This is a genomic window from Streptomyces millisiae (genome assembly GCF_031845425.1).
In the GTDB taxonomy this organism is placed as follows: Bacteria; Actinomycetota; Actinomycetes; order Streptomycetales; family Streptomycetaceae; genus Streptomyces; species Streptomyces millisiae.
This window is the reverse complement of the sequence record NZ_JAVREM010000031.1, coordinates 19,784-34,138: the sequence shown is the minus strand read 5'-3', so window position 1 is coordinate 34,138 and position 14,355 is coordinate 19,784. Positions and strand designations below refer to the sequence as shown.

Genomic DNA, 14,355 nt, shown 5'->3' with positions numbered 1-14,355 from the left:
GTCATGTCATTTCCCCTGCTGACGGCCACGGCCGTGGCACCGGCCATCGGCGCCGTGGCCACCGCCGCCGTGCCGGCCGCGCGGCGGACCGCCGCCAAGTGGCTGGCGCTCGGCTTCTCGCTCGTCACCCTCGGCCTCGCGCTCGCGGTGCTGCTGCGCTTCGACACGAGCCCGGGGGCCGACCGGTTCCAGCTCACCGAGTCCCACTGGTGGGTCAGGGACTTCGGGATGCGGTACGAACTCGGCGTGGACGGCGTCGGCGTGGCGCTGATCGCGCTGACCGCCGTGCTGATCCCGTTCCTGATCGGCGCCGGCTGGAACGACGCGGACCCGGCCGAACACGAGGCCCCGGCCACCCGCCGCTGGCGGCCCACCCAGGGCTTCTTCGCGCTGATCCTGCTCGTCGAGGCGATGGTCATCATGTCCTTCGCCGCCACCGACGTCTTCCTCTTCTACGTGTTCTTCGAGGCCATGCTCATCCCGATGTACTTCCTCATCGGCGGCTTCGGGGACCGGGCCGGCAGCGGCGACGAGGAGGGCCAGGCGCGGCAGCGCAGCTACGCGGCGGTCAAGTTCCTGCTCTACAACCTGGTCGGCGGCCTGGTGATGCTGGCCGCGGTGATCGGCCTGTTCGTCGCGACGGCCGACCAGCTGCCGGAGGGCACCTTCTCGCTCCAGGCCATCCTGGAGGCGCGCGCCTCGGGCGAGCTCGACTTCGCGACGAACACCGAGCGTTGGCTGTTCCTCGGCTTCTTCCTCGCCTTCGCCATCAAGGCGCCGCTGTGGCCGCTGCACACCTGGCTGCCCAACGCGATGGGCGAGTCGACGGCCCCGGTGGCCGTGCTGATCACCGCGGTGGTCGACAAGGTCGGCACCTTCGCGATGCTCCGCTTCTGCCTGGGCCTCTTCCCGGACGCCAGCCACTGGGCGACCCCGGTGGTGCTCACGCTGGCGCTGGTCAGCATCCTCTACGGCGCGCTGCTCGCCATCGGCCAGCGGGACATGAAGCGGCTGATCGCCTACGCCTCGATCAGCCACTTCGGCTTCATCGTGCTCGGCATCTTCGCGATGACCAGCCAGGGCCAGGGCGGCGCCACGCTCTACATGATCAACCACGGGGTGGCCACGGCCGCGCTGATGCTGGTGGCCGGCTTCCTGATCTCGCGGCGCGGCTCGCGGATCATCGCCGACTACGGCGGGGTGCAGAAGACGGCCCCGGTGCTGGCCGGCACCTTCCTGGTCGGCGGCCTGGCCACGCTCTCGCTGCCCGGCACCGGCCCCTTCGTGAGCGAGTTCCTGGTGCTGGTGGGCACGTTCAGCCGCTACCAGGTGGCCGGCATCGTGGCCAGCACGGGGATAGTGCTGGCGGCGCTGTACGTGCTGATCCTCTACCAGCGCACCATGACGGGCCCGGTGAAGGCGGGGCTCGAGAAGCTGCCCGACCTGCGGGTGCGGGAGCTCGCGGTGGTGGCGCCGCTGATCGCGCTGGTGATCTTCCTCGGCGTCTACCCGCGGCCGCTCACCGACATCGTCAACCCGGCCGTCGAGCACACCCTGTCCGACGTCGACCGGCAGGACCCGGCGCCGCAGGTGCCGGCGGAGGCGGAGGCCGCACATGAGTAACTCTCGTCACGCAGGAGGGGTTGCATGAATCCCGGGGATCTGACCGCTCCCGACATCGAGTGGATCGCGCTCTCGCCGAGCCTGATCGTGTACGGGGCGGCCGTCGTCGGCATCCTGATCGAGGCGTTCGCGCCCCGTAAGGCCCGCTACCCGGCCGAGGTGGTGCTCGCCACGCTCGCGCTCGCGGCGTCGTTCGCCGCGGTGGTCGGCCTGGCGGCCGGCGACCGGGGCACGTCGAGGTCGCAGGTGGCCGGCATGGGTTCGCTGGCCGTCGATGGCCCGGCGCTCTTCCTCCAGGGCGTGATCGTGCTGGTCGGCCTCGTCTCGGTGTTCCTGTTCGCCGAGCGGCGGTTGGAGCCGGCGGCGCACGGGGCGCGCGTCGACTCGTTCGCGGCGCAGCCGGCGGCCGTGCCGGGCGGCGCGGCCGAGCGGGAGGCGGTGCGGGCCGGGCACACCACCACGGAGATCTTCCCGCTGCTGCTGTTCGCGGTGGGCGGCATGCTGCTCTTCACGGCGGCCAACGACCTGCTGGTGCTGTTCATCGCGCTCGAACTGCTGTCGCTGCCGCTGTACCTGCTGTGCGCGCTGGCCCGCCGCCGGCGGCTGCTGTCGCAGGAGTCGGCCGTCAAGTACTTCCTGTTGGGCGCGTTCGCCTCCGCCTTCCTGCTGTTCGGCATCGCGCTGCTCTACGGCTACGCGGGCACGGTCTCCTACGCGGGCATCAGGGACGTCATCGCGGGCAACCCGGCCGCCATCGACCCGGGTCTCGCCTCCACCATGGGCAACGACGCGCTGCTGCTGATCGGCGGCGCGATGGTGCTGATGGGCCTGCTGTTCAAGGTGGGCGCGGTGCCGTTCCACATGTGGACCCCGGACGTCTACCAGGGCGCCCCGACCCCGGTCACCGGCTTCATGGCGGCGGCCACCAAGGTGGCGGCCTTCGGCGCGATGCTGCGGCTGCTGTACGTGGTGCTGCCCGGCATGCGCTGGGACTGGCAGCCGGTGCTGTGGGGCGTGGCCATCGCCTCGATGGTGGCGGGCGCGGTGATCGCGATCACCCAGACCGACGTGAAGCGGCTGCTGGCGTACTCGTCGATCGCGCACGCCGGGTTCATCCTGGCGGGCGTGGTGGCGGTCTCCGAGGACGGCGTCTCGTCGGTGCTGTTCTACCTGGGCGCCTACTCCTTCGTCACGCTCGGCGCGTTCGCCGTGGTGACGCTGGTGCGGGACGCCGACGGCGAGGCCACCCACCTGTCCAAGTGGGCCGGCCTCGGGCGGCGTTCGCCGCTGCTGGCGGCGGTCTTCGCGCTCTTCCTGCTGGCCTTCGCCGGCATCCCGCTGACCTCCGGCTTCGCGGGCAAGTTCGCGGTCTTCCGGGCGGCGGCCGACGCGGGCGCGATGGGCCTGGTGATCGTCGGTGTGATCGCCTCGGCGATCGCGGCGTTCTTCTACGTCCGGGTGATCGTGCTGATGTTCTTCAGCGAGCCGAAGGCCGAGGGCCCCTCGGTGGTGATCCCGAGCCCGCTGACGATGTCGGTGGTGGCGCTGGCCGCCGTGGTGACGCTGGTGCTTGGCGTGGCGCCGCAGTACTTCCTCGACCTGGCGGGACAGGCGGGCACGTTCGTGCGGTGAGCGTTGCATGACATCGCGAAGGCCCGATCCCCCACGGGGGACCGGGCCTTCGCGATGTCGGGCGGGCGCCGGGAGGGCGTCAGCCGGCGTTGTACTCCTCGATGATGCGGCCGATCTCCGCCTGCTCCGCCTCGCTGAAGCCGCCGGTGGCCAGGTTCCGCATGGTGGCGGTCTGACCGCCGGACCAGGTCACGGTGAGGTTCTCACCGTCGAACTCGGTCACCGTGGCGGACATGTCGCTCCAGGAGCCGCCGTAGGACTGGCAGTCGTTCAGGGTGAACGTGCCGTCGGCGTAGGAGCCGGTGCAGTAGTCGGTGGCGTTGGGGTCGAAGCTGGAGTAGAAGAGGACCTCGCCGGTGGCGGCGTCGATCTCGAAGTTGGTGGTGTCGACGGTGGCGCTCTCGTACCAGTCGCCGTCCAGCTCCTCGATGGTCGGGCCCGTGGTGACCTCGCCGCCGGAGCCGCCGTCGGTGGTGGAGCCGGTGTCCCCGCCGGTGGTGCCGGCGTCGCCGGTCTCCTCGCCGCCGGTGGTGCTGCCCGGGTCCTCCGTGCTGCTCTCCTCCGAGCCGCCCGAGCTGCCGCCGACGCTGCCGAAGGCGCCTTCCTCGTCGTCGTTGCAGCCCGTGAGCGCGAGCGCCGTGGCCGCGGCGACGACGGGCAGAGCGAGCCGTATTGCCTTACGCATGGATTCCCCTAGTACGGTTGAACTCGATGCAGGCAGGTTATATGCCCGCCGGGGTGGGTAGGTCGTTGTGTTACACGCCTGAGGCAATCCACGCTGGACTGATACCTGTGTGGCGATTGGCGGGTGAATGTGCCCTCGCATGCCGGTGGCCCGGGTCCCCCCGTGGGACCCGGGCCACCGTTGCCTCCTGCGATGGCTTGCGCCTGGGGTCAGCCCCCGAGCTCCGCCTCCAGGTCCTCCAGCTCCGCCAGGCTGTCCTCGAGCTCGCTCAGGTCACCGCCGAGGTCGCCCAGGTCGCCGAGGTCGCCCATCATGTTGGTGTACTCCTGGGTGGTGCCGGAGGCCCAGGTGACGGTCAGGGTTTCGCCGTTCAGCGCCACTGTGGCCTCACGGTCGGCCCACTCCTCGGAGCCGAACACGGTGCACTCGTCGAGCGTGATGGCGCCGGGGGCGTAGCTTCCGGTGCAGATGTCGCCCTCCTCGAGAGTGTCCTCGGTGAAGTTGACCGCGCCGGCCGTGAAGGTCAGGACGGCGTCCGTGTCCTCCACCCCGGTGAGCCAGGCACCCTCGAGCTCCTCGGCCGTCGGCCCCTCGCCGCCGGCCTCGCCGCCCGCCGCGTCGTCCGCGGCCTCTTCGCCCTCGCCGCCGCCGGTGGTCTCGGAGGCGCCGTTGTCGCTGCCGCCGTCGTTCCCGTTCGACTCGTCGTCCCCACCGCAGGCGGTGAGCGCCAGGGCCAGGGACGCGGCGACGGCGGGCAGGGCGAGCCGTATTGACTTACGCATGAATTCCCCTCGTGCGTACAAACGTTGTACTCGGTGCCGGAAGATTATCTGCTCGGCGAGGCGGGTAGATCACTGTGTTACGCGCTCATGGCAATCGGTGCCGTACTGATACGTATGTGAAAGCAGTGTCGCCCTGGTGCCCACGAGGGGGAGGGGGCGGGGCGCCGTGGACGGCGGTACGTCCTGGTGGTGATCCACTTCCGACCGGCTACGCTGCGGGGGGTATCGGACCGGAAGACAGGGGAGTCACTCGTGACCGTCGTGGGACCCTTCGGGGACAGCGTGCGGGACCCGGCCCTGGAAGCCGAACTCCAGGCAGGGTTGACGGCTGTCGAGGCGGGGCTGATCGAGGCCACCAAGAGCGACGTCCCCTTTATAACGGAGACGGCGCAACACCTGGTGCGGGCGGGCGGGAAGCGGTTCCGTCCGCTGCTGCTGCTGTTGGCGGCCCGGTTCGGTGATCCCGAGGCGCCGGGCGTGGTGCCGGCGGCCGTGGTGGTGGAGCTGACCCACCTGGCCACCCTCTACCACGACGACATCATGGACGAGGCCGAGGTGCGGCGCGGGGTGCCGAGCGCCAACGCCCGCTGGAGCAACTCGGTGGCGGTGCTCACCGGCGACTTCCTCTTCTCCCGCGCGTCGTCGATAGTGGCCGACCTGGGCCCCGACGCCGTGCGCATCCAGGCCGAGGCGTTCGAGCGCCTGGTGACGGGACAGATCCAGGAGACCGCGGGGCCGCTGCCCGGCGAGGACCCGGTCGCCCACCACCTGGAGGTGATCGCGGGCAAGACCGGCTCGCTGATCGCCGTCGCGGGCCGGATGGGCGCGATGATGTCGGGCGCCCCCGAGTCGGTGGTCGACACCCTGGCCCTGTACGGCGAGCGGATCGGCGTGGCCTTCCAACTCGCCGACGACGTGCTGGACATCGCCAGCGACGGGCGCGAGTCGGGGAAGACGCCGGGCACCGACCTGCGGGAGGGCGTCCCCACGCTGCCGGTGCTGCGGCTGCGGGAGATGGCAGGGGAGGGCGGCTCGCCGGCCGACAAGGAGCTGTGCGAGCTCCTGGACGGCGATCTGACGGACGACGCCAGGCACGCCGAGGCCCTGGAGCGGCTGCGGGCCCATCCGGCGCTCGAACGGGCCAGGCGCGACGCGCTGTCCTTCGCCGAGCAGGCCCGCAGGACGCTCGACCCGCTGCCCGACATACCGGCCAGGCGGGCGCTCGCCGACCTCTGCGACGTGGTCGCCGACCGTACGGCGTAGCCGCCCACCGCTCCGTCGTTCCCCTCGGCCCGACCCCGGGTAGAACCCCTACGGGACGGGCCGTGTTCCTCCCCCTCCGGTCATCCTCTGGTAGTACCGCGATTGACTCCCGACGGTGGATGCCGGAAAGGCCCCAGCCTGTTGCAATTGGTGGTGCCGGGCGCGAAGCGTCGTGAGTGGAGGGGCAACTGATGGCAGTGCACAGGAATGTTCGCCGGGCCGCCGTGCCGGTCGCGGTGGTGGCCGGGGTGGCCGCGGTGGGTGCGGGGGTCTGGCCCGCGATCGCGAGCGACGGCGGCCCCGACCTGCCGGACGTGACGGCCGAGGAACTGGTCGTGCGGGTCGTGCAGTCGGAGACGGAGCAGCTGTCCGGCACGGTGCGGGTCGAGGCCGACCTCGGGCTGCCGGACCTCGGGCCCATGCTGGACGGCGTGTTGGACGGGGCGGGGCCCGCCGGCCGGCTGGCCGGGCTCGCCACCGGGGACAGCACGCTGCGGGTCGCCATGGACGGCCCTGAGCGGCAGCGGGTGGCGCTGGCGGACGGCTCGGACGAGTTCGCCGTGATCCGCAACGGGGACGACCTGTGGGCCTACGACAGCGCCGGCGACACCGTGCTGCACGCGACGGCCCCGGCCGAGGCCCGCGAGGCGGCGCCGTTCGCCGGCCTCACGCCGCAGGAGGCCGCCGAGCGGCTGCTGGCGGCCGCCGGTGAGCACGCGGACATCTCGGTGGACGGCACCTCCCGAGTGGCGGGACGCACCGCCTACCAGCTGACGGTCGAGCCGACCGACGCGTCCAGCGGCGTCTCCCTGGCCCGGCTCGCGGTCGACAGCGAGACGGGCGTGCCGCTCGCCGTGTCGGTCACGAGCGAGCGCGGCTCGCTCGACATCGCCTTCTCACAGATCGACTACACCCAGCCGGCCGGCTCCGTCTTCGACTTCACCCCGCCGAGCGGCGCCGAGGTCGTCGAGATCGACCCCGAGACCGGCCTCGAAGGACTGCTGTCCGGCCTCGGCCCGGACGTCACCGGCGACCTGCCGTTCCACGACGGCCAGTTCGAGGGCGGCTTCGACCCCGAGGAGCTCGACCTCTCGGAGCTCCTCCGCGGATAGCGCGCCTGCCCCCTGGCCGGGGCCTATGCTGAGCACGTCGCTCGGGAAGGACTGCATCATGGCGCTGCCCATCGACCCCGACATCCAGGACGGCCCGGTCTCCGAGGAAAAGGATCCGGAGGAGGCGGTCCTGGAGGTCGCCGCGAACCTCGACGTGCCCGAGGGCTACCGGGTCCAGGTCATCGACGGAAGGATCATCGTGACCCCACCGGCCGACGGCGACCACGCCGTGGCTCTGACCGCACTGATGGCCGCGCTCCTCGCCGCCGGGGCGGAGGAAAAGGGCCTGCACGTGGTCCAGGGGTTGGGGATATACCTGAGGCCAGGGAAGAAGGGCTTCGCCATCCCGGACCTGGCCCTGGTGGACGAGGACTTCCGAGAACACCAATTGCCGTACAACTGCTACGCGCCCTCCGTCTTCCGTCTGGTGGCCGAGGTCACCTCCTCCAACTGGCGGGACGACACGGACAGCAAGGTCACCGCATACGCCACGGTCGGCGTGCCCGTCTACCTGATCGCGGACCGGGAACACGGCAAGGTCCTGGTGCTCACTCGTCCGCACGAGGGCGCGTACCAGAGCACGGCGGAGTACCTTCCGGGCGACAAGGTGGAGATCCCGGGTGACCTTCCCTGCCAGGTCGCCGTGGAGAAGCTGCTTCAGATCCGCTGATCAGCCCGCCCGGCCGGCTGGCCCACCATCGGTCGGCCGTGCCGAGAGGCCCGGCTCAGGAGTAGCTGGCCACGACCTCGTCCGGGCCCCAGCACAGCTCTACGCGATCGGCGTCCACGCCACGGGCGAGGCCCGCGCGTGAGACGATCGCGAGCCCCGTGTGGCCAGGGAGGAATCCCGGCACCTGGGCCGTGTCGCGGTGGAGTTGGGCGAGGTCGTGGTCGTCGAACGGGGTGCCGAGCCACTTGATGGAGCCGGCGAAGCACAGGCGTTCGGCGACCGGCCCGCGGTCGGCGCCGACCAGATCGACCTCCGGGGCGAACTGCCGGTTCCACCAGCCGCCGACCGCTTCGGTGTCCGGCCAGGGCAGTGCGCCGGCCGTGGCAGCCAGCTCAAGCGACTCGCGAATCAGCGGTTCGACCGCCCGCCCGCGCCAGCTGCTCCACCGGCGGTCGAACAGGCGGAACGCGGCCTCGCCCCGCCCGCGCCTCGACAGCTCCTGGCCGGCGCGGAGCACCGCCAGGTAGAGCCGCAAGTTGCTGTCCGCGACGCGGTAGAGCATTGGCTTGCCGGGCTTGACGGAGAGTGGGCTGTCCGTGGCGAGCACCCTTTTCTCGGCCACGAGCCGGTGGAGCAAGGGGGAGAGCGATCCCGACGGGAGCGTTCCCTGCCGACTGCCGGCGGTGGCGGCGATGTTGGCGTGGGTTCGATCTCCGCCGCCAACCGCTTCGAGGACCCTGCGCGTCAGGTCGGGGGACGGAAACTCGGCGAGCAGCGACGACTCCGGGATGCTGAACAGCGGTGACGCGGGGTCCCCGCACTCACCCCTGACGAAGTCGACGGTCGGTGTGCCGTTCGGCCAGATGCGCACGATGCCGGGCAGACCACCGGAGACCAGGTGGGCGTCGATCGCCTCGGCAGGTCCGAGCCCCAGGGCTCGCCCGGTCTCGGCGGGGTTGAGCGGACCGAGCACCAGATGGTCGGCCCGGCCGTAGAACGGCTGATCGTAGGCCGTGAACCGCTCCATCATGTGCAGGTCACTGCCGAGCAGGAGCAGCAGGACGGGGCGTTGTGCGAGCAGCCGGTCCCAGGCGGTCTGGAGCGCGCCGTCGAACACGGGGTCCTGCTCGGCCAGCCAGGGCAGCTCGTCGATGACCACGACACAGGGCCGGTCTGGCAGGGCTGTGGTCAGCGTTCGGAAGGCGTCCAGCCAGCCGGCGCTGGTGGGGGCGTCACCGGCGACGAGGTCGGGATCGACCGGTAGGGCGGAATCCCTCAGCTCGGCGAGGAAGGTCGAGACGGACTCGATCGAAGAGGCTCCCTTCGTCGCCGTGAAGAACAGATACGGCACCTGCGCGCGGTCGCAGAACTCCTGCACCAGCCGGGATTTGCCCACCTGGCGCCGGCCGCGCACCGCCACGGCGACTCCGCGCCGGGACGCGGAGACCCGCTCCAGCCGCTTCCGCAGCATGCCGAGCTCGGCCTCGCGTCCGACGAAGTCCCGCGCCATGGGGCGACCTCCAGGTAGCTTTGTTCTACGTAGATTCATTCTACGTAGATGACGGCTACCAAGACCTACTGGTATCGCTCCAAGATCGCCGCGAGGTAGTCCTCGAGACGGGTCCGCAGCAGGGCCGGCGTGAGGTCGGTGCGGCCGAGGTCCCGCCAGGGCAGGGCGAGCTTCTCGGCGTCGGGGGCGAAGGCGAGGGCGTCGAGCAGCCGCCAGTAGAGGTGGTCGCGTGGGTCGGCGGACAGTTCGCCGCCGGCGGTCGTGTAGTGGTCGGCGAGGCGGAGGCCGGCGGCCGGGCCGTGCAGCAGGGCGAGGGCGGTCGCGCAGTGGGCCACGTCGAGGTCGGCCGGGCCCCAGGACGTCTCGACCCAGTCGACGACGCCGGTGATGTCGCCCCCGGCGAAGAGGACGTTGCCGGGGTGGAAGTCGCGGTGCAGGAAGCGGCCGGTGAAGGGTGGGGGCTCGCGGCGGATGGCGGCCACCGCGCGGCGCCAGAGCGCGGGCCGGGCGGTGTCCCGCGGGACGGCGACGCGGTCCGGGGCCGTCCAGGCCTGGTAGGGGCGGGGGCGCTCGGCCGGCGCGATGGCGTGGACGCGGACCAGCAGCGCGGCCAGGGCCGCCCCGGTGTCCTCGGTCAGCCGGACGGCGCCGGGGAGCCGCGTCATCAGCAGGGACGGCGCGGCGCAGTGCTCGCCCGTCGGGTCGACCGCGAGCGGCTCGGCCGCCGGGACGTCCGTGGTGCGCAGCAGGGCCAGGACCTCGGCCTCCCTGGTGAGCAGTCCTGGCGCATGGCGGCGGAAGAAGGGGGTGAGGAAGGAGCGGAGGACCAGTTCGCGGTCGTCCGTGGTCCGCAGCGCGCAGATCCTGGAGGTCCAGCCGCCGCGCAGCGGGCGGGCGTCGGCGACCGCCTCGCCCGGCGCGAGGTGGCGTTCGAGCCAGGCCAGGGTGGCCGGCTCAAGCATCGCGCGCCGCGGCCGGCTCGGCGGCGGCGGTGTCGGGGAGGTGGCGGGCCACGGTGCGGCGGGTCCTGCGGACGTTCCGCAGGGCGTCCCAGGTGAGGATCGACAGCGCGGTCCAGACGAGCAGGAAGCCGGCCCAGCGCTCCGGCGGCATCTCCTCGTGGAAGGCCAGCACCCCGAGCAGGAACATCGAGGTGGGGGCGAGGTACTGCATCAGGCCGAGCGTGGAGAGCGGGAGGCGCACGGCGGCCGCGCCGAAGAAGATCAGCGGCAGCGCGGTGGCCAGGCCGCTGCCGACCAGCAGCGCGGTGTGCGCGGTGCCGTCCGTGGTGAACGTCGACTCGCCGCGCCCGGCCAGCACCAGCACGAAGCCGAGCGCCGGCAGGAACTGGAGCGCCGAGTCGGCCGTGAAGCCCTCCAGGCCGTCCAGCCCGGTCTTCTTCTTGACCAGGCCGTAGACCGCGAAGCTGACGCTCAGGGCGAGGGAGATCCACGGGACCTGGCCGTAGGCGACGCTCATCACCACGACCGCCGTGGCGCCGACCCCGACCGCCGCCCACTGGGCCGGCCGCATCCGCTCGCGCAGCACCAGCACGCCGATGGCGATGGTCAGCAGCGGGTTGATGAAGTACCCGAGGGACGCCTCGAGCACCCGGCCCTCGCCCACCGCCCAGATGAAGATGTACCAGTTGACGGAGATCAGCGTGGCCGAGACCAGCAGCAGCCCGAGTCGGCGCGGGTCACGCACCAGCGGCCGGATCCAGGACCAGTTGCGGACGGCGGCCAGCAGCGCCAGGGCGGTCGGCAGCGACCACAGCATCCGGTGCGCCAGCACCTCGGAGGCGCCGGCGGACTCCAACTCCCGCCAGTAGATCGGCAGCAGGCCCCAGAGCCCGAAGGCGCCGAGGCCGAAGACCAGTCCGGACCTGCTTCCCGCGCTGCCCGCTGCCACCCTTGCCTCCCACGACCACGGCCCGACGCCCCCTCGAAGGTAGCGCCGGGCCGGGCGGCTGTCATTCCCGTTTTCGCGTGACGGTCCTGACAGGGGGGTCCAACGGGGTCAGCCGGCGACCGTCCAGGTGTCGTTGCCCGCGAGCAGCGCCGCCAGGTCACCCTTGCCGCGCGACTCGACGGCCCGCTCCAGCTGCTCGGCCATCAGGTCCTCGTAGGCCGGCCGCTCGACGCTGCGGAACACGCCGATCGGGGTGCGGTGCAGGGTGTGCGGGTCGGCGAGCCGGGAGAGCGCGAAGGCGGTGACGGGGGTGGCCGCGTGCGCGTCGTGCACGACCAGCGCGTCGGTGCCGGCCTCGGCCACGGGCACCACGCGGAGCTCGCCGGTGGCCGGGTCGCGGACTACGCCCTGCTCGCCGAGGCCGTCCTCGGCGGGCAGGCCGAAGCGGATCGGCTGGCCGTGCTCCAGGCGGATCACGGCCTCCTGGGCGCGCTGCTTGTCCTTGAGGGCCTCGAAGGCGCCGTCGTTGAAGATGTTGCAGTTCTGGTAGATCTCGACCAGCGCCGAGCCGTGGTGCTCGGCGGCGGCCCGCAGCACGCCCGTGAGGTGCTTGCGGTCCGAGTCGATGGTCCTGGCGACGAAGGACGCCTCGGCGCCGAGCGCCAGCGACACCGGGTTGAACGGGGTGTCGAGGGAGCCCATCGGCGTGGACTTGGTGATCTTGCCGGGCTCGGAGGTCGGCGAGTACTGGCCCTTGGTGAGCCCGTAGATCCGGTTGTTGAACAGCAGGATCTTCAGGTTCACGTTGCGGCGCAGCGCGTGGATCAGGTGGTTGCCGCCGATGGACAGCGCGTCGCCGTCGCCGGTGACCACCCAGACCGACAGGTCGCGACGGGCGGCCGCCAGGCCGGTGGCGATCGCCGGGGCGCGGCCGTGGATGGAGTGCATCCCGTAGGTGTTCATGTAGTACGGGAAGCGGGAGGAGCAGCCGATGCCGGAGACGAAGACGATGTTCTCCCTGGCCAGGCCGAGCTCGGGGAGGAAGCCCTGCACGGCGGCCAGCACCGCGTAGTCGCCGCAGCCGGGGCACCAGCGGACCTCCTGGTCCGACTTGAAGTCCTTGGCGCTCTGCCGCGACTCGGTGCGCGGCACGAGCGACAGGGCGGTGCGGGCCCCGGCCGAGGTGGTGGGAGCGTCAGCGGGCATCGTCGGCGGCCTCCTTGAAAGCGGATGCGAGCTGCTCGGCCTTGAACGGGAGGCCGGTGACCTGCGTGATGGACCGGACGTCCACCAGATACCTGGCGCGCAGCAGGGTGGCGAGCTGGCCGAGGTTCATCTCCGGGCACAGCACCCGGTCGTAGGAGCGCAGCACGTCCCCGAGGTTGGCGGGGAGCGGGTTGAGGTGGCGCAGGTGCGTCTGGGCGATCCGGCCCCCGGCGCGGCGGATCCGCCGGACGGCGGCGGTGATCGGGCCGTAGGTGGAGCCCCAGCCGAGCACCAGCGTGGTCGCCTCGCCGCTCGGGTCGTCGACCACGAGGTCCGGCACGTCGATGCCGTCGATCTTGGCCTGCCGGGTCCGCACCATGTGCTCGTGGTTGGCCGGGTCGTAGGAGATGTTGCCCGTGCCGTCCTGCTTCTCGATGCCGCCGATGCGGTGTTCGAGGCCGGGGGTGCCGGGCACGGCCCACGGCCTGGCCAGGGTCTGGGGGTCCCGCTTGTAGGGCCAGAAGACCTCGGTGCCGTCGGCCAGCGTGTGGTTGGGCGCGGTGGTGAACTGGACACGCAGGTCCGGCAGTTCGTCGACCTCGGGGACCCGCCAGGGCTCGGAGCCGTTGGCCAGGTAGCCGTCCGAGAGCAGGAAGACGGGGGTGCGGTAGGTCAGCGCGATGCGCGCCGCGTCCAGCGCGGCGGTGAAGCAGTCGGCGGGGGTGGCCGGCGCGACGATCGGCACCGGGGCCTCGCCGTTGCGCCCGTACATCGCCTGGAGCAGGTCGGCCTGCTCGGTCTTGGTCGGCAGCCCGGTGGAGGGGCCGCCGCGCTGGATGTCGACGATCAGCAGCGGCAGTTCGAGCGAGACGGCGAGCCCGATGGTCTCCGACTTCAGCGCCACGCCGGGGCCCGAGGTGGTGGTCACGCCGAGCGCGCCGCCGAAGGCCGCGCCGAGCGCGGCGCCGATGCCGGCGATCTCGTCCTCGGCCTGGAAGGTGCGCACGTCGAAGTTCTTGTGCCTGGACAGCTCGTGCAGCACGTCCGAGGCCGGGGTGATCGGGTAGGAGCCGAGGAACAGCGGCAGGTCGGCGCGCTGGCCGGCGGCGATCAGGCCGTACGCCAGGGCCAGGTTGCCGGAGATGTTCCGGTAGACGCCGGCGGGGAAGGCGCTGGCGGCCGGGGCCACCTCGTAGGAGACGGCGAAGTCCTCGGTGGTCTCGCCGAAGTTCCACCCGGCGCGGAAGGCCGTCAGGTTGGCCTCGGCGATCTCCGGGCGCTTGGCGAACTTGGCGCGCAGGAAGGCCTCGGTGCCCTCGGTCGGCCGGTGGTACATCCAGGAGAGCAGGCCGAGCGCGAACATGTTCTTCGAGCGGCCGGCCTCCTTGCGGGTGAGGTCGAAGCCCTTCAGCGCCTCGACGGTCAGCGCGGTCAGCGGCACCGGGTGGACGCTGTACCCGTCAAGCGAGCCGTCCTCCAGCGGATTGCTGTCGTAACCCACCTTGGCCAGGGCGCGCGAGGTGAACTCGTCGGTGTTGACGATGATCTCGCCGCCGCGCGGCACGTCGGGCAGGTTCGCCTTGAGGGCCGCCGGATTCATCGCCACCAGCACGTTGGGGGCGTCGCCCGGCGTGAGGATGTCGTGGTCGGCGAAGTGCACCTGGAAGGAGGAGACGCCGGGGAGCGTGCCGGCGGGGGCCCGGATTTCGGCGGGAAAGTTCGGCAGGGTGGACAGGTCGTTGCCCAGTGACGCGGTCTCCGAGGTGAATCGGTCCCCCGTGAGTTGCATTCCGTCGCCGGAATCCCCCGCGAAGCGGATGATTACCCGGTCAACACGCCTGACGTCCTTCGTGTCCCGGCTCGCCTGGTCGACCTCAGTGGTCACTGCTGTAGCCCTCCTTCGAGGCGACTCTTGTCCGCCATGGTACGCGGGTGAGGGTTACCTTACTGATGAAGATCGG

The 14,355-nt window shown here is 71.7% G+C and carries 12 protein-coding genes; 5 read left to right on the top strand and 7 right to left on the bottom strand.

What is annotated here, in order from left to right; genetic code table 11:
- Positions 1-3 precede the first annotated feature (3 nt).
- Together RNC47_RS21540 and nuoN are read left to right on the top strand one after the other, a co-directional pair.
- A complete protein-coding gene (locus tag RNC47_RS21540; protein ID WP_311601105.1) occupies positions 4-1,623 on the top strand; it encodes an NADH-quinone oxidoreductase subunit M in 1,620 nt (539 codons plus the stop codon).
- A gap of 24 nt (positions 1,624-1,647) precedes the next feature.
- Positions 1,648-3,255 carry an NADH-quinone oxidoreductase subunit NuoN gene (nuoN, locus tag RNC47_RS21535; RefSeq protein ID WP_311601103.1) on the top strand — a complete coding sequence of 536 codons (1,608 nt, stop codon included), beginning with the start codon at positions 1,648-1,650 and terminating at the stop codon, positions 3,253-3,255.
- A gap of 79 nt (positions 3,256-3,334) precedes the next feature.
- On the opposite strand, the gene RNC47_RS21530 is transcribed toward nuoN, so the two are convergent.
- Positions 3,335-3,940 carry a hypothetical protein gene (locus RNC47_RS21530; protein ID WP_311601102.1) on the bottom strand — a complete coding sequence of 202 codons (606 nt, stop codon included), beginning with the start codon at positions 3,938-3,940 and terminating at the stop codon, positions 3,335-3,337.
- 209 nt (positions 3,941-4,149) lie between these two features.
- Entirely contained in the window at positions 4,150-4,722 is a 573-nt protein-coding gene (locus RNC47_RS21525) for a hypothetical protein (protein ID WP_311601101.1), read from the bottom strand.
- Positions 4,723-4,974: 252 nt separating this feature from the next.
- On the opposite strand from RNC47_RS21525, the gene RNC47_RS21520 reads away from it, so the two are divergent.
- The 3 genes from RNC47_RS21520 (at position 4,975) to RNC47_RS21510 (ending at position 7,767) form a co-directional block, all read left to right on the top strand.
- Positions 4,975-5,985, top strand: coding sequence for a polyprenyl synthetase family protein (locus RNC47_RS21520; RefSeq protein WP_311601100.1), 1,011 nt, complete (start codon positions 4,975-4,977; stop codon positions 5,983-5,985).
- Positions 5,986-6,176: 191 nt separating this feature from the next.
- Positions 6,177-7,097 (top strand): LolA family protein, encoded by a 921-nt coding sequence (locus tag RNC47_RS21515; protein WP_311601099.1) that lies wholly within the window; start codon positions 6,177-6,179, stop codon positions 7,095-7,097.
- Between the two features lie 58 nt (positions 7,098-7,155).
- Positions 7,156-7,767, top strand: coding sequence for a Uma2 family endonuclease (locus RNC47_RS21510; protein WP_311601098.1), 612 nt, complete (start codon positions 7,156-7,158; stop codon positions 7,765-7,767).
- 55 nt (positions 7,768-7,822) lie between these two features.
- Here the strand turns inward: RNC47_RS21510 and RNC47_RS21505 are convergent, their stop codons facing one another.
- From RNC47_RS21505 to RNC47_RS21485, 5 genes are all read right to left on the bottom strand, one after another.
- Positions 7,823-9,277 (bottom strand): ATP-binding protein, encoded by a 1,455-nt coding sequence (locus RNC47_RS21505; protein ID WP_311601097.1) that lies wholly within the window; start codon positions 9,275-9,277, stop codon positions 7,823-7,825.
- Positions 9,278-9,342: 65 nt separating this feature from the next.
- Entirely contained in the window at positions 9,343-10,239 is an 897-nt protein-coding gene (locus RNC47_RS21500; RefSeq protein ID WP_311601096.1) for a phosphotransferase family protein, read from the bottom strand.
- Positions 10,232-11,188, bottom strand: coding sequence for an EamA family transporter RarD (gene rarD / locus RNC47_RS21495; protein WP_311601095.1), 957 nt, complete (start codon positions 11,186-11,188; stop codon positions 10,232-10,234). Before rarD ends, RNC47_RS21500 begins: the two co-directional genes overlap by 8 nt.
- Positions 11,189-11,296: 108 nt before the next feature.
- The gene (locus tag RNC47_RS21490; RefSeq protein WP_311601094.1) at positions 11,297-12,394 is read right to left on the bottom strand and encodes a 2-oxoacid:ferredoxin oxidoreductase subunit beta; all 1,098 of its coding nucleotides are present in this window, start codon (positions 12,392-12,394) and stop codon (positions 11,297-11,299) included.
- Positions 12,384-14,279 (bottom strand): 2-oxoacid:acceptor oxidoreductase subunit alpha, encoded by a 1,896-nt coding sequence (locus RNC47_RS21485; protein ID WP_311601093.1) that lies wholly within the window; start codon positions 14,277-14,279, stop codon positions 12,384-12,386. Before RNC47_RS21485 ends, RNC47_RS21490 begins: the two co-directional genes overlap by 11 nt.
- Positions 14,280-14,355: the final 76 nt, after the last annotated feature.